The sequence below is a fragment of the Leptospira terpstrae serovar Hualin str. LT 11-33 = ATCC 700639 genome (assembly GCF_000332495.1).
GTDB lineage: Bacteria > Spirochaetota > Leptospiria > Leptospirales > Leptospiraceae > Leptospira_A > Leptospira_A terpstrae.
In genome coordinates this window covers 351439-371603 of sequence record NZ_AOGW02000006.1, presented here as the reverse complement: position 1 = coordinate 371603, position 20165 = coordinate 351439, and the positions used below count along the sequence as shown (strand labels likewise).

The window sequence follows — 20165 nt, the reverse complement described above, 5'->3', positions numbered from 1 at the left end:
CTTACAGTTTTTCCAAGAGCCGAATGGCTACCGTTTTCTGTTTGATGATAGTAGACATAGTATCAATTTCCTGCAAAGATTTTTGAAATTCTCCTTCTGTTGCTGCGTGGGTGACTACAATCACGGACACAGGTTCGGAAGTGGATTCCTTCTGTTGGACGGAAGCAATTGAAATATTATGACGACCGAGGACTCTAGAAATTTCAGCAAGAACCCCCGGTTTGTCTACTGTAGAAAAACGTAGGTAATAACGAGCCAAGTTGTCCGGCTCTGGATATGCTTTTGCTTCTGGGAATAGGTTATTTTCTTTGGCAATGTCTTTGCTACCTAGTCTCGAGGCATAGTAGATGATATCAGAGAGAACTGCACTGGCAGTAGGCATTCCCCCAGCACCCTTTCCTGTGATCATACCAGAATCTGCTTCTTTGGTTTTATAAAACACCGCATTGGATTCATTCATCACATTTGCCAACGGATGGTCGAGAGGTACAAGAGTTGGATGCACCTTGGTAAGAACACCCGCCGAACTTCGTTTAGAGATTCCTAAAAGTTTAATTCGGTATCCGAGTGATAATGCAGATTGAATGTCTAAAGATTGTAAGTCAGAGATCCCTTTTACCGATAAAGAAGTGAACGAAACGTACTCTCGGAACGCAAGACTTGCAAGCAAACTGATTTTGTGACCTGCGTCAATTCCTTCCACATCAAATGTTGGATCAGCTTCGGCAAAGCCCAACTCTTGGGCTTTTTTTAAGGCAGTAGAATAGTCCCAAGATTCCTGTTCCATTTTGGTTAGGATGAAGTTGGTGGTTCCATTCAGGATTCCACAGATGACTTCAAATTCGCAAGAAGCTAGGCCGTCTCTTAAAGTGCGGATGATCGGAATGGAACCGGCGACGGCTGCTTCGTAACCAAGTTCGACCCCAGTTTTTTTTGCAATTGGATATAGTTCTCTTCCTTTTTCGGATAACAAAGCCTTATTGGCGGTGATGACTGTCTTTCCATTTTCCAATGCAGAACGGACGGCTTTGAATGCCATGTCAGTTCCGCCTATCAATTCAACAATCATGTCGATATCCGAACGATTTGTAACAGATAGTACATCCTCAGTTACTGGAACGTTCGTTTTACCTTGGAGTTTTCCCGGACTCCGAGTGGCAATGGCCGTTAGTTGTAAGTTGATTCCATAATGATTTTGGATTTTTTCTCGGTTTTTATCCAAGAGTTGGAGTAAGCTTGTGCCGACGACTCCGGCACCCAATAGACCAATACGAACTTCTTTCATCTAGGATCACGATTTCGTAGGAGAAAAGGAAACACACTTAAAAAAATTTTAAAAAAAAACAAATTTGAGAAGAAGTTCTTCAGCTTTTTCTGATTTCATGTGATAACTATAATTAGAATTGTCTCGGCAATAAGGATTATCATTATGGCAACGAAAAAATCATCATCTGCCGCTAAGAAGAAGGCTGTCAAAAAAGCGGCTAAGAAAACAAATACGGTTAAGAAACAATCTAAAAGAAACGAGAGTGCTTCTCTATTCAGAAACGATGAGTCTGCACAAGTTTCTCTTCAATCCCCGGTATCTCACTCCGACGGATCTTCCCACGGTACAAAAGAATCTGGAAATGGAGTGTATCTATTTTTAGTTTTGGCAGGTGTGCTTGCCATCGGGTACTTAGGATACGTGAAATACTTCAAAACAAAAGCTCCCGTAGCAGTGACGACTGTTCCTGCTGATGCGCAAACCAAACCAGTGGCTGCAGAGCCTGAGAAAAAGGTAGAAGAGGCACAAACGGAAGCTCCTGCTGCTGGATTCTTAGTGGACAAAGTCGCATCAAAAAAATGGACAGAAGCTTCTGCTTATTGTAAAACCGTTGGTGGTGTTGTTCCTTCTAAAGATGATCTAGTAAAATTTGCTGCGACTGCTCCCAAAGAGATCAAATCTAGCGAAGAGAAATATTGGACTAAAACAGAAGTGGATAAGAAGTCCGGTTTGGCTTACCGTTTTTCAAACGGAAAAGCACCAAAAGTGGATAAAGCTACTTCCTTAAAAGTTCTTTGTAAAAATTAATCTCTAACGAGAGTTCGATTGGATCGGGGCTAGAATTTCTCTTCTGATTTTGTCAGCAAGGTCAGAAGAGGCAAACATCTTCCCCGAAACATCGGTTAAATAAAAACTGTCTTTAGCGCGCCCTGTTTCGAAGTCAGTTTCGATGGTTGCACTACGAATATTAATTTGGTTTTGCATTAGAATTCGCGAAACATAATACAACAAACCCCTTCCTGCACTACTTTCCAAATACAAACAAGTTTCATTCCGTTCGGGTAAATCGCTAAAAATAAATTCTGGTGTTTCTCTAAAGAAAGTCGCAACGGCAGGCTCTTGGATTTGTAACTTCTCCAAAATTTCTTCAAACTTCGTATTCTTAGAAAATAAGGAATCCATCATCATTCCAAGTTTAAATGCCGCTTGGGTAGTATCACCACCATCTGCCTGTAAAATGAACGAATCGATTGTAAATTCCCTTCCTTTCTCAATCACCGTGCTCAGTTCTCCTGAAAGGATGTCCATTTTCAGAGCATAAATGATCGTAGCAATTCGGTGGAAGGTACCAATCTGGGTAGTATCCGTTTTTAGGGAAATGAGGATGTTTTCCTTCTCTCGTTTGTATTGAAACTCGATCAATGTGGCATTTCCCTTTCCCACAGATTGTATACATGCACAGGAAATTTCAATCAAAAGGTTTCTGCAAAATACGCCGATGATGATAAAAGACAGTATGAAAAAACTACTATTGATTCTATTCGCTTTGGGGATTGTAATGGCACCCCTTGTTTCGCAAGAGGAAACTTCGGAAGAATCACCCTTTGCGACAACCAAAAAGAAAGTTCAACTCTGGAAAGGGGAAGTGGTTGGTGTTTATAAAAACAGATTGTGGATCAAAGTTCGAATTTACCGCAACCAACGGATTTCCAAACTTTCTTTGAATGAAATTAAATCATTATTTGCAGATACAAAGGAATTTCCGGTGTATCAAAAGGTTACTGATCTCAAACAAGGGGTTCTCGTAGTACGTGACACTGTTTGGGAAGAAAAACATATCAATAAAAAAAATCAGTTCATCGAAGTAGTGTTAGTAGGTGATTATAAACCAGATCTCAGTTCTAAAATGAAAGAGATTACTACGGACGCTTATATTTCCAGTTATATTGAAGAAGATTTTTTTACTGAACCGGATGCCTTTTTTAAAGGAAGATTTACTCCGCCGAGAAAAACTGTCTTTCATCCTAAAGATAGAAAAGAGATGGTCCTAGTTTCCAGGGGACTTTTTCTTTATGGCCAAGGCACCGATCCGTCTTCTGATAGTTTCAATCCATATTATTTAGAACCAAAACCTTCGAACCTAAAAGAGATTCCTTCTTTTTATATAGATAAGTTTGAAGTAACAAACGCCGAGTATGCCTACTTTTTAAAACAAACCAATACACAAAGTCCTCCGCATTGGATTGGTGGAAAGTATCCCGAAGGAGAAGGGGATTATCCTGTGGTCCATCTTACGTATCGCGAAGTGGAACGTTATGCAAGTTGGGTAGGCAAACGAATTCCAACTGAATGGGAATGGGAAAAAGCAGCGCGGGGACCAGGTGTGATCGAATTTACCAATCGGGATGAAACCCTCGGATACCAAATCATAGCTACCAAATATCCATTTGGTGATGAGTTTGATTCTTTGTATTGTAATACGAGAGAATCGAAATTAGGTAAGGCTCAGTCCGTTTATGAGTTATCTTCGGAAGGAGCAAGTCCTTACGGTGCTATTGGTATGTGTGGGAATGCAGCAGAATGGACATCTAGTGATTACCAATTGTATCCTGGCCATCATATCAAAAACTTTTCTTTTGGAAAAATTTACAAAGTCGTACGCGGTGGTTCTTATTCTGATTCGGCTAAAAATTCTACGGCTAGCGCTAGGTCTTATGGTGGGATTCCTAACCTATCAGAAGATAGGCGAGCAGGATTTCGTCTGGTGATGGAATATAGGGACTAAACTATTTCGCCAAAACTTCGTTTCTTTTTCCTAATTTTTTACAGATCTTTCCAAGGACTTCTTGTTCGTCTGGTGAGAGAACTGCAAATTCTGAAGTGATTCGTTTCACATGGTCAGGAAAAATTTGTTCGATGAGTTTTTTCCCTTCCGAAGTTAAGTGGACAGAGATAAATCTTCTGTCTTCCACACCACGTACACGTTCTACAAGACTTCTTTTTTCCAAGTTGTCGATCACGAGGGTAATGTTTCCTGTACTCTTAAGAATTTTGTCCCCAAGATCTTTTTGGCAAAGTGGACCCAAATGATACAAAGTCTCTAAAACCCCGAACTGGCTTTCCGAGATATTCCACTTGGTAAACTCAGAAATGAGTCGAGAAGATAAAGATTCTGCTGCGCGTTTCAGTTTGATGAACGCATCCAGAGCTTGTACTTCTTTTTTAGATCCTTTAAATTTTGTTCCCATTAGTTTAATATCAAACTATCAAATCTTAAATCAATTGTCAACCGGTTTCTTGGCTCTTTTGGAAAAGATCTTTCATGAGCCGAAGAGTACCAGTGAGCCCTAAAACCACAGAGGAAGCTGCTACACCGCCCATAAGAGCGCCGGCCACCCCAGGAGAGCAAGCATCCGCTCCTGTTAGGTAAAGATTTTTGATAGTTGTCCTCACACCTAACCATTCTTGTTTAAAGCGTTCCGGTGTACAGGAAAGTCCATAAATCGAACCTTCTTTATGTCCGGTAAAAAACTCTGTGGTAATGGGAGTAGAGAGTTCAGTGAACTCGATAAGATCTCGAAATCCAGGAAATCGTTCCTCTAAAAAAGTTAACATTCCTTCTATAATCGTTTCTTTCAATTTTGTATAGTCTTCGCCACGTTTTTTCCAAGGTTCGTCTTTCCATTTAGCAAAGAGAGAATAGTCAGCAAAACTAATGGCTTCTGCAGTATGTCCTTCGGCCTCTGGATTTTTTAAAGAAGGAAAGGATAAATACATCATGGGTGGATTTCCGTTGGCCAAATCATTTCTTTTCGCATAACAAGCGTCATGATTTGTGTCAGGAAAAATCCAGTGATTTTCGCCATGGAACCCTAACTTTCTAGGAGATTCCTTAAATCCAATGTAGAGTGTGATGGATGTGGTTCCTTGTGTACTCAAATTTTCCAAAGGCTTTTGAAAAGAAACCGAATGTTCTTTTGGTAATAATTTGTTATAAGTAGTGTAGGCCCCCGCATCAGAGACGATCACATCAGCAAAGAACTCTTGTTCCGAAAAAGTTTTTCCTTTTTGGACTTCTACTTTCACTCCAATTGCTTTATCCCCTTCGAGAAGGATTTCTTTTACGGTGTGGAGAATTTTTAAACTTCCCCCATTTTCTTCTACGATTGGTTCTATGGAATCTACAATTTTGGAAGATCCACCGATTGGAAAGTAACCACCATTGAAATAATGGGCAACAATCATGGAATGAATGGCAAAAGAAGAACTAGAGGGAGGAAGTCCGTAATCACCCCATTGGGAACAAAGAACGGCTCTTAATTTTTCATCACGAATATGTGTTTCCATATATTCTTTGGTGGTGATATAGGGGGTAGAGATATGGTTAATGTTTAAAAACTTGGCTGCCTTTTCAAAAACAGCAGGTAAGGCTTTTAAAGTAAAATGCCTACCAAACCATTGAGTAAAAATTTCCACATCACGGAAGTATTGGTCAATGGCCTCGGATTCTAAGGGAAACTTTTCTTTTAAGTCTGACTTAAACCTTTCCTTTTTTCCATACACGGGAAAACTAAAATCTGGATAATCAAAAACTTCGAAAGGTTCTTCCATTTTATTCCAGGTGACACCTTTTCTTGTGATGGCATCAAATAGAGTTCGCAACATCGAACCTTCTGCTAAATCCCCAATATAATGGATCCCCACGTCCCATTCAAATTTTCCAAGTCTTTTGAATGTATGGGTAAATCCACCTAACTTAAAATGACGTTCAAGTACTAGTACTTTCTTTTTAGCAACTTGTGAAAGGATAGAGGCGGCCGTAAGGCCACCAATACCAGATCCAATAATGATTACGTCATATTTATTTTCCATCAGTGGTATTTAGTCTCAACAGTATATTCCACAGTGACAGTTTCATTAGCTTTTAAAGGTACATCGGAGTAAGCTTTCGTTGCAGATTCTTTAGTAAATTTATGAGAAGATTTTGTGATATTCCAATCTCCCCAGAGACTTGCATAGAACCTAACTTCGATTTCTTCTTTTTTTCTATTTCGAATTTCTACCGAGTAAGTAGATTTATCTCCACGAGAGAGTTTGAATACTTCATTGGAGAGTCGTTTTCCATTGGCAACTACATCAAAAGCTTGACCAGTGCGAATCTTTACTTCTTCGTTTTCGGGAGTATGATCAATTGTATCTTCTCCTAGAAGTTGTTGGCGGCCTTTAGAATCAGCTTTAAAAACACGAATGGTGCCTAGTGGGAGAGGTCTTCCTAGATTGTTTTTCTTAGCATTTTTAAAAATGTATTTGATGTTTGCATTGTTGAAATTCTTTTCATTTCCTTCATACATAGGGAGATTTTCAAATACGAAATATTTTTTGATTTCGATTCCTTCTGATTGGAAAAGTTGGACTTGTTTCGTTTGATTATAACCAATGTTTGTTGGTTGGTCCAAAGTATATAAATAGTATTCGGATAAATTTTCCTGATTGAACTCAGGTGCTTCTGCCGATTCATCATATTCTTTGACCATTGTTTTTTTCACAGATCGCGGATGTGCTGCATAGGATGTTACTTGATTGGACACTAAATTGACTTTTCCAGCAACGAGTTGTAATATAGCGTTTTTGAACTCCGCTCCTGAATTGTTATTTAAGGTGACCCAAGAATTTAGACCGCATAGATTCTCTTCCTTATCCAAAACGAGGATGTAATCGGCTGACCATCCAAGTCCATTGGTTTGGTAAGATACTTCTAAAGTTTGTTCCTTTTCTGTTTCGTTCTTCAATTTCCATACAAGTGTAGGTTTCGCAAATAGGTTTTCGGGAATTGTAGGAACAGTCACACGTCCATTGTAACCCAAAGAAATTTCATCGCCAATTTTATAGACCGGGCTACCGTTATTTGCGATCAAAGTTGCCTTTACAGAAGTAGTTTTATCTTTCCCTTCTTTGTGGAGAGTCACTTCTTTTCCTATGTATTTGTCCATAAGGCGTTCTTGGGAAATTAAATCGTATTCATAGTTTTGTTCGAAGACTGTGAGTTTTTTTGGATCTTCCCCTTTGACTCGCACAGTTTGCGGGATGATTTGTGACGGAACATCTTCGAACCGTAAGGTGCGAATTCCTTTTGAGAGATTCAATGTCCGAGTTTCCCTTACCAGACCTATCCCCCCATTATAGATAGTCACACTTACTGTTTTGCGATCAGATTGTGTGGACATGTCAAAAGCGGAATCGGATGTGATATTGCCTGCAGTAAAAAACAGAAGTGTTAGAGTGGTTATCGATAGTATTTTGGATTTCATGTATTCTCCCATGAGCATTCTACAGTCTGCGAAGTTAAAAAACGAATGCAACCAAAATCGTTGGGGGAAAACTGCACTTTAAGAGGATTCATATGGCAAATGTAGTGAAAATCGGGGTCATTGGTGGAACTGGCCTATATTCAATCGATGGAATGGAGATCATTCAAGAAATTCACCCGGAAACTCCTTGGGGTAAACCTTCAGACACAATCACCATAGGACGTTTCAAAGGGAAAGAAATTGCTTTTTTGCCACGACATGGAAAAGGTCATTCTTTAAATCCAAGCGAAGTTCCAGTTCGTGCAAACATTGCCGCCTTAAAACAGTTAGGTGTTGAAGAAATCATTGCATTTAGTTCTGTGGGAAGTTTGCGTCAAGAAATCGCCCCAAGAGATTTTGTGATCCCGTCACAAATTATTGACCGTACCAAAGCTCGTCCGTCTACATTTTTCGAAAATGGTATGGTGGCACATGCTCCTTTTGCTGATCCATTTTCGCCGGGTCTTGGTAAAAAAGTAGAGGAAGCTGCGAAACTAATCAACCTTCCCATTCATACAAACAAAACTTTGATTTGTATGGAAGGGCCACTTTTCTCAACAAGAGCAGAGTCCCATATGTATAGGTCTTGGGGTGCTGACATCATTAACATGACAGTATTACCAGAAGCAAAACTTGCTAGGGAAGCAGAGATCCTTTACCAAATGGTTTGTATGTCTACAGATTATGACTGTTGGAAAGAAGATGAAGCCCATGTAACATTGGAAATGGTTTTGGGTAACTTAAGTAAAAATGCAGAAACAGCAAAGAAGTTACTTTCGGCATTAATTGACCTTTTAGGAAAGTCGGATGACACAAGTCTTGTGGGAAGCACAAAGTTTTCTTTGGTGACTGCTCCAGAAAAAAGGAATCCAGAACAGATTAAAAAACTAAAATTCCTTTTTCCTACTTATTTCTAATCTGATTTTACAGCTTGTTCCAATGTTGGAAAAATTTGGAGCAAGCTACGAAGTTTTGTAAGTTCTAAAACGTATCTGACTTTTTCAGATGGGGAGATGATACGGATATATCCCTTTTGTTTCATAAGTCTGGAATGAATTCCCAAACACACACCGAGTCCAGAACTATCGATATAACTGACTTGTTCAAAGTTTAGGAAGATATAGTTGATACCTTTGGAAATGAGAATTTCCAAATTTTCTTTCATAACTTGGGAATTGTAGAGGTTGATTTCTCCCGACAATTCAAAATACACAGCGGTTTCTGGAAGGGGGACAAATCTCTGTTGGAGAACTTCCATTTTAAAGTCTCCACTTTCAACTGTGTAATCACTCCAGTTTTCGATCATATTGAAATTTCCTTTACCCCGTCCGAAATTTGAAACTTGTAGAAGTCTATCTCAACGTTAAATTTTTGTTGATAACTTTTTTTTAAAACTGCATCGATTTTGGAAAAATGGTCTTTCATATCTAGTACGAGTACGCATCCTCCAAAGCCACCGCCGATCATTCTGGCACCAGTGACGCCTAGACTCTGCAAAGAATCAACTATGAAATCAATTTCGGGACAAGAGACTTCGAAATCTTTCGATAATGACCAATGTGTCTGAAAAAGGGAAGTACCAACAGTTTTAAAGTCTCCTGTTTCCAAACCATCGATTACAATTTTAGTCCTTTCTCGTTCCGATGTCACGTGTTTGGTTCGTTTTAATTCTTCATTTGTTAGGTGGCATTCATCTAATTCTTTGTCAGATAGTTCAACTTCATATAAATGTGTAAATTTTGGATACTTTGCTTTGATTTTTACCAATGCAGACTCGCATTCTTCTCTACGTTTGTTGTAAGCACTATCTTTTAAACTATGTTTCACTTTCGAATTGATAAGGTAAAACTCATTGTTTCCTAGTTCAAAATGATGGTACGAATATTTTAGTGTACTCGTATTTAAGGATATACAATCATCCTTTTTGCCAACTGCAATGATGAATTGGTCCATGATTCCACATTTGGTTCCTACGAAATTGTTTTCTGCCCTTTGTCCTATGAGAGCAATTTCTTCGCGTGAAATAACCAACCCAAAGGTTTCTTGGATCGCATAACCAGTTACCACTTCAAAAGCAGCCGATGAAGAAAGGCCAGATCCTTGCGGGATATTTCCATCTACTAACAAATCAAATCCTGGGACTATATGACCCTTCTTTTCAATTTCAGAAATGACTCCGGATATATAATCTGTCCAAGGTGATTTTGAATTTGGTTGGAGTGGTTTTTTAAGTTCTACAGTTTCGTTATATGTGACAGAGTGTAAATTGTAAGAAGCTGTATTATTCGGGCGAAGATACACTTCGACAAAAAAGTCGATGGCGGCCGGAAGTACGATTCCACCCAAATAATCTACATGTTCCCCTATGATATTGATTCTAGCGGGTGCCTGGAACAAACGAGGCAGCTCTTTTGTTTTTCCAAATAATGATTCAAATCGATTCAAATTTTCTTTACTTCTTAAAGAATCCACTTCATCTTCCTTTCGATGCTATACTTTATTCAAGGATCGGTGCTATGTCGAACTTAAAAATTTCGGATAGATTTGCGAAATCTTTTCTTACTGAAACTTTGATTCAAAAGGAATTGGAAAATGCCGAAAAAGCCCGACAAACTTTGCTTCAAAAAACTGGACCCGGAAATGAGTTTTTAGGTTGGGTAGACCTTCCAAACAAAATAAGTTCTGAGGACCTCCAAAAGGTTCGGATCGCTGCGGAAACAATCCAATCTCATTCACAGTATTTGGTGGTGGTTGGAATTGGTGGAAGTTATTTGGGAGCAAGAGCCGTTATTGAGGCTTTAACACCTGAATTCAGTGCTCCTGAAACACAAAAGAAATCGGTAAAAATCATTTATGCAGGCCATCATTTAGATGCAGATTATCATTCACGAATGTTGGCATTCTTAGAGAACAAAGAGTTTTCAGTGAATGTAATTTCTAAATCCGGAACTACTACGGAACCTGCCATCGCCTTTCGTTTGTTACTTTCTCTTCTGGAACGTAAATATGGAAGAGAAAATGTAAAAAATCGAGTCTTCGCTACGACAGATAAACAGAAAGGTGCACTCAAACAATTGGCAGATGAATATGGATTTCCCACTTTTGTAATCCCTGATGATGTAGGTGGTCGATATTCTGTTTTTACACCGGTTGGATTGTTGCCGATTGCTGCCGCAGGTTTTAGTATCAATAAACTGATAGATGGGGCAAAACAAATGGAGGCAGAATTAAAAACAAAATCTGCTGCCGAAGGAAATATTGCCACAATCTATGCAACGATTCGAAATTGCCTGTATACAAAAGGCAAAAAAACAGAAATATTAGTTAGTTATACCCCCGCTCTGGCTTTTTTATCAGAATGGTGGAAACAACTATTTGGTGAAAGTGAAGGAAAAACTGGTAAAGGAATTTTTCCTGCCTCCGTTCAATTTACAACAGATCTGCATTCTATGGGACAATACATCCAAGATGGGGAAAGACATCTTATGGAAACAGTCATTAAAATAGAAACACCTAAACAAGATGTATATTTAACTGAAAAACCAGATGATCGTGATGGATTGAATTATTTAGCAGGAAAAAAACTTTCTGAAGTAAACGAAAGTGCAATGCTTGGAACTCTGATTGCTCATAAAGATGGTGGAGTACCTTGTTTGGAAATCGCATTACCTGGATTAAATGAGGAAACAATTGGCGAACTTTTATATTTCTTTGAGTTCGCTTGCGGAGTTTCTGGATATATGTTAGGTGTAAATCCTTTTGACCAACCAGGTGTGGAAGACTATAAAAACAATATGTTTGCTTTACTTGGAAAAAAGGGATATGAAAACAGAAAACAAGAAATCCTAAGTCATATATGAGGAATTTAGGAAAGTTTGGATTTTGGAAAGATTCGTTCCAAATATATCCTTTGTGGAGTATGAATTCCAGAGTTCTTTTGTTCCTAAATCTAGAACAGTGCCGGAGAATACTTCTCCGGTAATTTCCTTTCGTTTTGCACATTCTTTAAAGATATCAGAAAGATCAAAATATTGATTTTTTTCTAAATGAAGAAGGCAGCTTGGATTTAAGATCGCAAGTCCAATATAGTAATACGACCCACTTCCAAAATTTAATAGTCCTCCTTCATCGATATTTATTTTTGTATAAGAATGACCTGCAGGCGTAGGAAGTAAATACAGATGAATTTTGACATTTTCCGATAAACTTGTCTTAGGTGAAAAGTTTTGATTCGGAAAAAATAATGTATCAGGATTAATAAGCAAAATAGGATTCTCAAAATCATTATCCGATAATCCTGTTCGAATTCCACCGGCAGTTCCCAAAATTTTTTCTTTTTCTACCAATAGTTCAATTGGATACTTTATAAATTTTTGAATATGTTCTTTAATTTTTTCGCCTAAATAGTGTGTGTTGATCCAAACTTTTGAAATCTTCCATTCATATAGGAGATACAAACTATAATCAAGAAGAGTAATTCCTTGGATTTTTAACAAAGGTTTCGGACAATTTTCAGTGAGCGTTCCCATTCGTTTTCCATATCCAGCAGCTAAAACAAAGGCTTTCATAAATTTTTGAATTCCTTATGCCGACTAAGTTCCTCTCTCAAACTTCTAACAAAAATATACAAGGAGTCAGCAAACATTCCCAATTGGATAATTTCTTCCAATTGATTCAAACAAGAGATGATTGATGTTTTGAACTTATCTTTCTTATGGTCTGTTACCATTCGAAAGTAAGTCCCGAGCGCTTTAAAAGATCTTTGTAAAGCTTGCAGGTAAAATGTATCGTTAAATTTTTTTGTTTGGTCAACATTTCTTTCGCGGAAAGATTTCAACATTAAGGAACGAAAATCTCGAGGCAAAGGATAGTAGGCATCGTATAAAATAGAGGCCAAATCATATTGCGGAACTCCCATTCTTGCATCTTGAAAATCTATTAATGCATAATCTGTATTTGGAGCGATTAAGATATTTCGACAATGGAAATCTCTATGAGTAAAAACATTAATAGGATATTTGTTCAAATAACCAACAGTCTCTTCAATAAAGGCTTTAGCTTCATTGGTAATATCTGTTTTAATTTGAAACTGTTTTCGAAACGCTTCGAATTTATCTAAAGTTAAGTTTGTTTCAAAACTAAGTTTTTCCGTATCAAATTTTCTGGTTTTGACTAATGAAGGTGGGTCTAGTGATTGGAGTTTTAAAATTAAATCGATAAGAATTGGAAATTTATTTTTGTAATCATTTAGGTTGTAAGTACTAAAATCCTTCAATCCTTCAAAACTCATAAAGGTGAGTCCAAGATTTTGATTTGTATCATGAATTCTCGGAACACGAATTCCGTTAGCATTTAAAAATTCAGAAATAACGATAAAATCCTCGTTTACCGTTTCATCTGCACATACTACCTCTTCTTTCCCGTTTACAGATGTAATACGAAAGTATCGCCGAGTGGAGGCTTCTTCTTGTAATGGCTCAATTTTACAATCTTTACCATAACGAGAAAAAATGAGTTCTAATTGTGTTTCATTTATTCCTGGGTACACTTAACAACTATGATTCCAATGCTTTAGGAAAAATAAAATGAAATTTCGAGCCTTTACCTGGTGAAGATTCAATTTCCAATCGAATTTCAAAATTATCTACAATTTGTTTGACCACAAACATTCCAAGTCCCGTACCCTTTCCCAGCTCTTTTGTTGTAAAATAAGGTTCATAGATTTTATCTAAGGTTTCGGGTGACATACCGTCGCCATCATCACTAATAATAAGATGTGAATTTCTTTGGTCCTGGTAGGTAATAATTTCTATCGTGCCGATGTTGTTAGTGGCATCAGCTGCATTGAGAAGAATATTTGATAGTAATAATGCAAATTGATCTGAGTTCATTCGGAAAGGTATTTCTTCCGAAGATTCCTCTCTTTTAATATGACAGTATTTTAATTTTGCTGTTTCTTTGAAAACTTGAAGAACGGAAGAAATTTCTTTGTTTAAATTCAATATCTTGGATTGTTCATTATTTGATTTTAATGATTTTCCAAGTTGTAATAAGTTGGATGTGAGTGCTCTTAATTTTTCTGTCTGATTTAGAGTCACTTTTAACGCTCGATCTTTCAACATTGTATCAGCGTTTTCTCTAGAAGCCATTTCCACAAAACCTTGGATTGCAGTTAAAGAGTTATTAATTTCGTGACCAATACTAGCTGCCACTACGGATAAAAAAGCTCTACGCTCCGAATGGATTAGTTGTTCTACCATCACTTTCTTTTGTGTCACATCTCTAATGACACCTGTGTAATACGTATCCCCATCTAAACTATAGGAACAAATGGCAATGTCAGCTAAAAAGGTAGATAAATCGGAACGTAATAAAGTTACATCTGAAAGTTGCAATGTGGATTTATTTTCTTCTTCACTCAGGACCTTAGAAACTTGTGCCATATACTTTTGCATTTTATTTTCGGTAAATAAGATTTTCACCGATTGACCAATGAGATCTAGCGGTGTCTGAAATCGAAACATCTCAAAACTTGCTTTATTTGCTGATACTATTGTCAGTTTAGAATCTATAGTGATTACTGCGTCTGAAGTTGCATTCAATATGGCAGCGTTCTGTCTGTTTAAATCTAAATTTTGAGTGCGTAGAGCTTTTTCTAGTTTCTCCGATAACATTAATTTTTCTAAATCGGAATCTTTTTGATTTTTAATTTCTAATGCTCGTTTAACAACTGATAGAATCTGCGTTCTGTCTACAGGTTTGGATATATATTCAAAAGCATGGTAACGAATCACAGATTCAGCAGAAGAAAGATTTGGATTTCCTGTAATTAAAATCACCGGTAAGTTAATGTTTTTTTCGGCAACGAACTTTGTGAAATCAATACCTGACATTCCAGACATTAGAATATCTGAAATGACTACAGAAAAAGTTTCTCCAGCAGATATTCTTTGAATTGCTTCTGAAGCAGATTCAGCGAGTTCGATTTGATAACCTTCGCGCGAAAGAACTCTTTTTAAGGCTATTCGAATGTCTTCTTCATCATCTACTATTAGAATTTTATCCATTTTCATCCGTATGGGCAGGAAGGTAAATTTCTACCTTTGTTCCTGTTCCTTCCTTTGTCTTAATGTAAATTTCACCGCCATGTTCAGCGATGATCTTTTTTGAAATAGAAAGACCCAATCCTGTTCCTTGTTTATTTCTTCTGGTTGTAAATAATGGTAAAAAAACTTTTTCCAAAGTATTCTCATCGATCCCAGGTCCGTTGTCTTCTACGGAAAAAACAACCCATTCTTTTTTTTGATTTTTAACTAAATCTATCCCCAATTCAATTTTTGGAAATTGTCTCGCTGTTTCCATTTCAGAAAGTGCGTTGATGGAGTTTACCACACAATTGATTAATACTTGTTCAATTTCTTGCCAACGAACAAAAATTCCAGGTAAATTTGGGCCAGCGTGGCGAGTAAAATTGATATTTTTTTTTCTACAACTGACTTCAACAAGTTCGCTGGTTCGAACCAAAATATAATAAGGTGATACAAAATCTCGATTTGGACTTTCCATTCTTCCTAAATCGAGTAATGACTTCACCAAATCACGAATTCTTAAATTAGCAGATTCGATTTTTTTCAGAATATTTCTTCGTTCATTCGGATCCGATTCGTCCACAGTAATCAGATCATCTAAATACAATAGAGCACTTTGCAAAGGGTTGTTAATTTCGTGTGCAAGGCCGGCTGCTATTTCTCCAATGCTTGCAAATTTCATGGATTCGATCAGTTGGCGATCCATTCGCTTTGCTTCTGTAATATCAGAAAAAACCAACATAATTTTTTTATCATTGGGATTATCACGCCTAACTGGAATGAAGCGAATTTCAAAAGTTTTTTCCTCTCCAAGCAGAATATATTCAAATTCTGTTGTTTGGATCGTTTGGTTTTCCACAACAGATTGTAATACATTCATCAATTTAGATTTCGTTTTTTCATCGAAAAAATGGAAAATACCTTCACCAACTTCAAATGCAAATACTTGGAATAACAAAAATTTAAATATTGGAGCAATTTCTAATATGATTGCATCTTGATTAATAATTACAAATCCATTGTTCATGGTTGCAAAGAATGTTTTTAATTTATCTTCACCATATTTTACGATCCTTTCTGCATTTTGTAATTCAGAAAGATCTAACAAAATCACGGTAATCCCATTGGGTTTTTCTTGGGTTGTGGTAATAAAACTTTGTAATTGGAAAGTGATCTCTTTCCCAAGCTGAGATTTAAATTCGAGAATTCTTTTTGTATTTTTGACTAAAATTTCTCTTTTAATATCTTCAGGTAAAGAAAGAACATCAGAAATATAATATGAATGAATTTGATTAGGTGATAAACGGAAAAAATGGATTAAAGGAGGATTTGCATATAGAATTTTTCCGTTTAGATCTGCATGAAGAAATGGAATTTCTAAATCATCAATGATCTCAGATTGTTTACTTGAGAACTCATAATTCCAAAGGATTGTAATCGAATAAATTTCTGAATTAGAATCAAAGAATTCGGTAAGTGAAGAAAAGTGAACAGAAACCGGAATCTTTTCTAACTTTTGATTTTTTAGGAACCATTTGTATTCACTTTTTGATTGTGGGTGGGTTTGGATTTCTGAAATTAAAAGTTCGTGGTCACAAAAGAGATTTTGGATTTCCATAGAATTTGGATTTTTTAGTTCCAATCTTTCGATTGTTATTTCATTGGCATAAAGGATTTGTTTGGATTTAAGATCGACGAAAACCAATCCATTCTGGGAATGGGAGAGGAGCTGCGATAGTCTTTCAATTTTTGAATTCAACATTATGATTAAATACGTTTACCGAAGCCTTTTTAGAAACTATCAATTCCAGAGACGTAAATCAATGAAAAATATGGGTGGAATTCCCTGTTTCGTTGATATGGGCGGACATAAAATCTTTTATTGGAAATTTGGAAATGGCAACCAAAAACCGATAGTTTTTTTGCATGGTTTGCTCGATGAGAGTTTTGGGTTTCGCCGAGTCATTAAAGAACTGTTAAATGATGGTTATCCACTTTACGTGTTTGATTTGCCAGGATATGGAAAAAGTAAATTACCATTAGTAAAATATTTATACCAAATAGATGTTTGGGCAGACTTACTATTGGAGTGTTTTCAAAAATTAGAATTAAAAGACATTTGTTTGGTAGGACACTCGATGGGAGGTCTTACTTCACAACATTTAGTATTACAAGACATCCAAAAAAGAGTTCAGAAATTAATTCTCTTGGCACCGGGTGGGATTCCTCATCCCGAAAGAGAAAGAATGCGAAAAATACTATTTCCAAAAACGGAAAAACAAGTGGTTTTACTTCTTCGTTATCTTTATGGCGAAGAATTTCCCGAGCCTGGATTTTTATTTCGCCATACACTTGTTACTATTTGGAATGGAAAACCAAATGAGTATTTACAGGAAAATACCTTAAGACGAGAGGATGAGATTTTTTTTGATTCAAAAATGAAGGGGATTCAAATTCCTACTTTGATTTTGGCTGGGTCAGAAGACCAAATCACCCCGCCATTTATGATGAAAAAAATGAAATCCTATATCAAAAAAAGTAAATTAGTTTGGATTCCGAAAGTTAGGCATGCAATTCATTTGGAAAAACCAGAAGTGGTCGCAAGTAATATCAGAATATTCTATAATACTTAATTACTCGCCATCATCGCCAATTGCATCCACGGGACACATCGCCATGGCCGCTTTTGCCTGTTTTTCCTCATTTTGGTTAGTTGGTTGTTTTTTGACAAATATGTGACTTTCGTCGGCGCTGTACTGTAAAAGGTTAGGGGCTTCCTTAATACAGTCGTTACAAGGCACACAGGTCTGGTCGACATAGTATTTTCCTGGGACATTTTCGGGTTGTTTGATACTTTTATCAGCCATAGAGTATTTTTACTTTTTAACAGACCCCCCCTTATAAAATAAAGCATATATGACGAAAAAGAACATCCTCATCGTTGAGGATGAACCCTTCCTCGGACTCAACATCAAACAGAAAATCGAATCTTTTGGTTTTCATGTGATCGCAGTTGTACCTTCCGGGGATGAGGCCTTCCAAATAGTTTCGGAAAAAGTTCCGGATCTCATCCTAATGGACATCAATCTGGAAGGTTCATTAGATGGAATTGATACAGCTGAGTCATTGAGGGAACAGTTCTCTGTACCTGTTTTGTTTTTGACCGGGTTTTTAGACGATGCTGCAAAACAGAGAATCAATCAAAATCCATCGTATGCATACTTGATGAAACCATTTACTACAGACCAACTAAAAGAAGCTGTGTCCGGTTTTACAGTTTAAGTTTTTTATCCTTAACCTTTCCATTCCCAGCGAATTAAAAATTCTCGATTCCCATCTGCACCTTGGATGGGAGACTCAGCAAGTCCCAAAAATTTTAGTTTAGAATCTATCCTTTTTATTTTATGCCATACAGACCTTATCGTATAGCCAATCTTATGCGAATCTTTCAAAACTCCTCGGTCCAATTGCGAAGGATGGACTTCAAATTGTGGTTTGAATAACGAAATCCCTTCCCAAACAATTTTGGGACTGGATCGAAATAAAGTAACGAGTGATCCAAAGACCGGCACAAGAGAAATAAAACTCAAATCCATTGTGATCCAAGTTTCAGGTGTTAAAGGATCCAACTGAGTAATGGTAAGGTCTTTTAAATGGGTACGGTCAAAGACTGTAACTTTGGGATCGTTTGCAATTTTTTGCGCCAATTGCCCGTAACCAACATCCACGGCGATGACACGTGAGGCCCCTTTTTCTAGAAGAACCTGACAAAATCCACCAGTAGAAGAACCTAAATCAATACAGGTTTTGTTTTGGACATTGGCATCGGGAAAAGAATCAAATGCTCCGAGAAGTTTATAGGCACCGCGAGAAACATAAGTTTTGATTTTTTCTTTCGTACGCACAATGTCTTTTGGTGTGATGTTTGTTCCCACTTTGGAAACTACTACATCATTTACTAGGACAGAACCGGAGAGAACTAACGATTGAGCAAATTTTATATCAATCGCATAACCTTCGCGAACGAGGTAGTCATCGAGTCTAATTTTTTCTTTCGGCAATGTATTTAGGTAATCCTAAAAAGAATTCATTGTTAAGTGATGGTAATGCGGATACAAGTGTAATTGCTTTTTCTACAGATTCATCTCTTAACTTTTTGGCAGTATTCATTCCGTAAAGACCTGGATAGGTGAGTTTTCCGGCTTTGGCATCTTTTCCTGGAGTTTTTCCCAGTTCCTGCAGATTTCCTTCCACATCTAGAATATCATCGGTGATTTGGAATAATAATCCAATTTCTTTCGCATAACTAGAAAGAACAGCTTCTCTTTCTTTCCAATCAGGACGGAGACGGTTGCCCAAACGAAAGGAAGCCTCTATCAAAGCACCGGTCTTTTTTTCATGAATCGAAGTAAGTTTAGATTCTAGATCCTTGTAGCTTGGATTTTTTTCTTCTTCAATATCTTCCATTTGCCCAAGGATCATTCCTCGAATACCAGCACCTTGGTGAAGGATTTGAATGGAGTCGCGAATGGTATTGGGGTCTTTGGAATCCAGTAAAGACAAGAGATAGAAACTAAGGGAATTAAGAGTGTCTCCAGCAAGGATTGCGGTTGCTTCATCAAATTGAATATGGCAGGTAGGCAAACCTCGCCGAGTGTCGTCATTGTCCATAGCTGGTAGGTCATCATGGATCAAAGAATAAGTATGAATACATTCTACAGCTAGAGAAGCCAAATATACAGACTTATGTTTTTTGTGATCTGACTCTTTCAACAAATCTTCTGGATTAAAAAAAGAATTAATTACAAAAATGGGTCGGATTCGTTTTCCACCAGCACTGAGGCTGTACATACAAGCGTCTGTTATGCGAGTTTTTGGAGAAAATAATTCTTTGGTATAGGATTCAAAAAAAGAATCAAAAAGTTGTTTGGATTTTTTTAGAATATTTGAAAGGTGAGTTGGCACTTTGTACAGGACCGGTTCTACCTAAAGAACCGATCTTTGTTTTTGTTCGAACTTAGTTAAGTTCATACCCTTTGAAGAAAAACGCAATTTCTTGAAGTGCGTTTGCAACAGAGTCAGAACCGTGAACGGCATTTGCTTCCTTGCTTTCTGCAAAGAGTGCACGGATAGTTCCAGCTTTCGCTTCTTTCGGGTCAGTAGCACCAATGACATCTCTCCAATGTGCTACCGCGTTGTCTCTTTCAAGAGCGCAAGCAACGATCGGACCAGAAGCCATATAAGAGCAAAGGTCATTGTAAAATGGACGAGCTGCGTGAACCGCGTAAAATTGTTTTGCGTCTTCGAGACTGAGTTTTAGGAATTTCATTCCTAGGATTTTAAATCCTTCTTTTTCAATTCTTTGAAGGATGTCACCGATGTGTTTGTTTTTCACAGCATCGGGTTTAAGCATGATAAAAGTTCTTTCCATATCTCCAAAAGCTTGGAGAAACCGAAAAAAGC

Annotated in this window: 21 protein-coding genes; 6 read left to right on the top strand and 15 right to left on the bottom strand. The window is 37.3% G+C overall.

Going from position 1 to position 20165, the window contains the following annotated elements; all coding sequences use genetic code 11:
* Position 1: 1 nt before the first annotated feature.
* The gene (locus LEP1GSC203_RS03685) at positions 2 to 1285 is read right to left on the bottom strand and encodes a homoserine dehydrogenase (protein ID WP_002972213.1); all 1284 of its coding nucleotides are present in this window, start codon (positions 1283 to 1285) and stop codon (positions 2 to 4) included.
* A gap of 144 nt (positions 1286 to 1429) precedes the next feature.
* On the opposite strand from LEP1GSC203_RS03685, the gene LEP1GSC203_RS03680 reads away from it, so the two are divergent.
* Positions 1430 to 2074 carry a hypothetical protein gene (locus LEP1GSC203_RS03680; protein ID WP_002972545.1) on the top strand — a complete coding sequence of 215 codons (645 nt, stop codon included), beginning with the start codon at positions 1430 to 1432 and terminating at the stop codon, positions 2072 to 2074.
* Positions 2075 to 2077: 3 nt separating this feature from the next.
* Here LEP1GSC203_RS03680 and LEP1GSC203_RS03675 read toward each other — a convergent pair whose 3' ends face one another.
* Complete coding sequence (locus LEP1GSC203_RS03675; protein WP_002972552.1) at positions 2078 to 2689, bottom strand: hypothetical protein; 612 nt, start codon at positions 2687 to 2689, stop codon at positions 2078 to 2080.
* Between the two features lie 94 nt (positions 2690 to 2783).
* Here LEP1GSC203_RS03675 and LEP1GSC203_RS03670 point away from each other — a divergent pair, with 94 nt between their 5' ends.
* Entirely contained in the window at positions 2784 to 4052 is a 1269-nt protein-coding gene (locus LEP1GSC203_RS03670; protein WP_002972848.1) for a formylglycine-generating enzyme family protein, read from the top strand.
* A 1-nt stretch (position 4053) separates the two neighbouring features.
* On the opposite strand, the gene LEP1GSC203_RS03665 is transcribed toward LEP1GSC203_RS03670, so the two are convergent.
* The 3 genes from LEP1GSC203_RS03665 to LEP1GSC203_RS03655 are packed head-to-tail and all read right to left on the bottom strand — an operon-like array spanning position 4054 to position 7575.
* Positions 4054 to 4515: a MarR family winged helix-turn-helix transcriptional regulator gene (locus LEP1GSC203_RS03665; protein ID WP_002972497.1), complete on the bottom strand. Its 462-nt coding sequence runs from the start codon at positions 4513 to 4515 to the stop codon at positions 4054 to 4056.
* A 37-nt stretch (positions 4516 to 4552) separates the two neighbouring features.
* Complete coding sequence (locus LEP1GSC203_RS03660; protein ID WP_002972641.1) at positions 4553 to 6139, bottom strand: phytoene desaturase family protein; 1587 nt, start codon at positions 6137 to 6139, stop codon at positions 4553 to 4555.
* On the bottom strand, positions 6139 to 7575 hold the full coding sequence (locus LEP1GSC203_RS03655; RefSeq protein ID WP_039937088.1) for a DUF4139 domain-containing protein: 1437 nt from the start codon (positions 7573 to 7575) through the stop codon (positions 6139 to 6141). The genes LEP1GSC203_RS03660 and LEP1GSC203_RS03655 overlap by 1 nt, the downstream gene beginning before the upstream one ends.
* A gap of 92 nt (positions 7576 to 7667) precedes the next feature.
* On the opposite strand from LEP1GSC203_RS03655, the gene mtnP reads away from it, so the two are divergent.
* A complete protein-coding gene (gene mtnP, locus LEP1GSC203_RS03650) occupies positions 7668 to 8531 on the top strand; it encodes an S-methyl-5'-thioadenosine phosphorylase (RefSeq protein ID WP_002972403.1) in 864 nt (287 codons plus the stop codon).
* Here mtnP and LEP1GSC203_RS03645 read toward each other — a convergent pair.
* Positions 8528 to 8920 carry an STAS domain-containing protein gene (locus LEP1GSC203_RS03645; protein ID WP_002972465.1) on the bottom strand — a complete coding sequence of 131 codons (393 nt, stop codon included), beginning with the start codon at positions 8918 to 8920 and terminating at the stop codon, positions 8528 to 8530. The genes mtnP and LEP1GSC203_RS03645 overlap by 4 nt on opposite strands.
* Positions 8917 to 10086: a galactokinase gene (gene galK, locus LEP1GSC203_RS03640; protein ID WP_002972301.1), complete on the bottom strand. Its 1170-nt coding sequence runs from the start codon at positions 10084 to 10086 to the stop codon at positions 8917 to 8919. Before galK ends, LEP1GSC203_RS03645 begins: the two co-directional genes overlap by 4 nt.
* A 44-nt stretch (positions 10087 to 10130) precedes the next feature.
* On the opposite strand from galK, the gene LEP1GSC203_RS03635 reads away from it, so the two are divergent.
* Entirely contained in the window at positions 10131 to 11474 is a 1344-nt protein-coding gene (locus LEP1GSC203_RS03635) for a glucose-6-phosphate isomerase (protein ID WP_002972563.1), read from the top strand.
* On the opposite strand, the gene LEP1GSC203_RS03630 is transcribed toward LEP1GSC203_RS03635, so the two are convergent.
* The 4 genes from LEP1GSC203_RS03630 to LEP1GSC203_RS03615 are packed head-to-tail and all read right to left on the bottom strand — an operon-like array spanning position 11460 to position 16464.
* Positions 11460 to 12182, bottom strand: coding sequence for an NTP transferase domain-containing protein (locus tag LEP1GSC203_RS03630; protein ID WP_002972652.1), 723 nt, complete (start codon positions 12180 to 12182; stop codon positions 11460 to 11462). The two genes, LEP1GSC203_RS03635 and LEP1GSC203_RS03630, sit on opposite strands and share 15 nt — an antisense overlap.
* Positions 12179 to 13162 carry a phosphotransferase gene (locus LEP1GSC203_RS03625; RefSeq protein WP_002972286.1) on the bottom strand — a complete coding sequence of 328 codons (984 nt, stop codon included), beginning with the start codon at positions 13160 to 13162 and terminating at the stop codon, positions 12179 to 12181. Before LEP1GSC203_RS03625 ends, LEP1GSC203_RS03630 begins: the two co-directional genes overlap by 4 nt.
* A gap of 7 nt (positions 13163 to 13169) precedes the next feature.
* On the bottom strand, positions 13170 to 14681 hold the full coding sequence (locus tag LEP1GSC203_RS03620; RefSeq protein ID WP_002972728.1) for a hybrid sensor histidine kinase/response regulator: 1512 nt from the start codon (positions 14679 to 14681) through the stop codon (positions 13170 to 13172).
* A complete protein-coding gene (locus LEP1GSC203_RS03615; protein WP_002972141.1) occupies positions 14674 to 16464 on the bottom strand; it encodes a PAS domain-containing sensor histidine kinase in 1791 nt (596 codons plus the stop codon). The genes LEP1GSC203_RS03620 and LEP1GSC203_RS03615 overlap by 8 nt, the downstream gene beginning before the upstream one ends.
* Before the next feature lies 1 nt (position 16465).
* Between LEP1GSC203_RS03615 and LEP1GSC203_RS03610 the strand changes: the two genes are divergently transcribed.
* Positions 16466 to 17335, top strand: coding sequence for an alpha/beta fold hydrolase (locus LEP1GSC203_RS03610; protein ID WP_232225756.1), 870 nt, complete (start codon positions 16466 to 16468; stop codon positions 17333 to 17335).
* Here LEP1GSC203_RS03610 and LEP1GSC203_RS03605 read toward each other — a convergent pair whose 3' ends face one another.
* Positions 17336 to 17569: a ferredoxin gene (locus LEP1GSC203_RS03605; protein ID WP_002972481.1), complete on the bottom strand. Its 234-nt coding sequence runs from the start codon at positions 17567 to 17569 to the stop codon at positions 17336 to 17338.
* Positions 17570 to 17618: 49 nt separating this feature from the next.
* Here LEP1GSC203_RS03605 and LEP1GSC203_RS03600 point away from each other — a divergent pair, with 49 nt between their 5' ends.
* Positions 17619 to 17984: a response regulator gene (locus tag LEP1GSC203_RS03600; protein ID WP_002972424.1), complete on the top strand. Its 366-nt coding sequence runs from the start codon at positions 17619 to 17621 to the stop codon at positions 17982 to 17984.
* 11 nt (positions 17985 to 17995) lie between these two features.
* Here the strand turns inward: LEP1GSC203_RS03600 and LEP1GSC203_RS03595 are convergent, their stop codons facing one another.
* The 3 genes from LEP1GSC203_RS03595 to LEP1GSC203_RS03585 are packed head-to-tail and all read right to left on the bottom strand — an operon-like array spanning position 17996 to position 20133.
* A complete protein-coding gene (locus LEP1GSC203_RS03595) occupies positions 17996 to 18763 on the bottom strand; it encodes a TlyA family RNA methyltransferase (protein ID WP_002972541.1) in 768 nt (255 codons plus the stop codon).
* On the bottom strand, positions 18744 to 19667 hold the full coding sequence (locus LEP1GSC203_RS03590) for a polyprenyl synthetase family protein (RefSeq protein ID WP_002972149.1): 924 nt from the start codon (positions 19665 to 19667) through the stop codon (positions 18744 to 18746). The genes LEP1GSC203_RS03595 and LEP1GSC203_RS03590 overlap by 20 nt, the downstream gene beginning before the upstream one ends.
* A 52-nt stretch (positions 19668 to 19719) precedes the next feature.
* The gene (locus LEP1GSC203_RS03585; RefSeq protein ID WP_039937085.1) at positions 19720 to 20133 is read right to left on the bottom strand and encodes a nucleoside-diphosphate kinase; all 414 of its coding nucleotides are present in this window, start codon (positions 20131 to 20133) and stop codon (positions 19720 to 19722) included.
* Between the last annotated feature and the right edge of the window lie 32 nt (positions 20134 to 20165).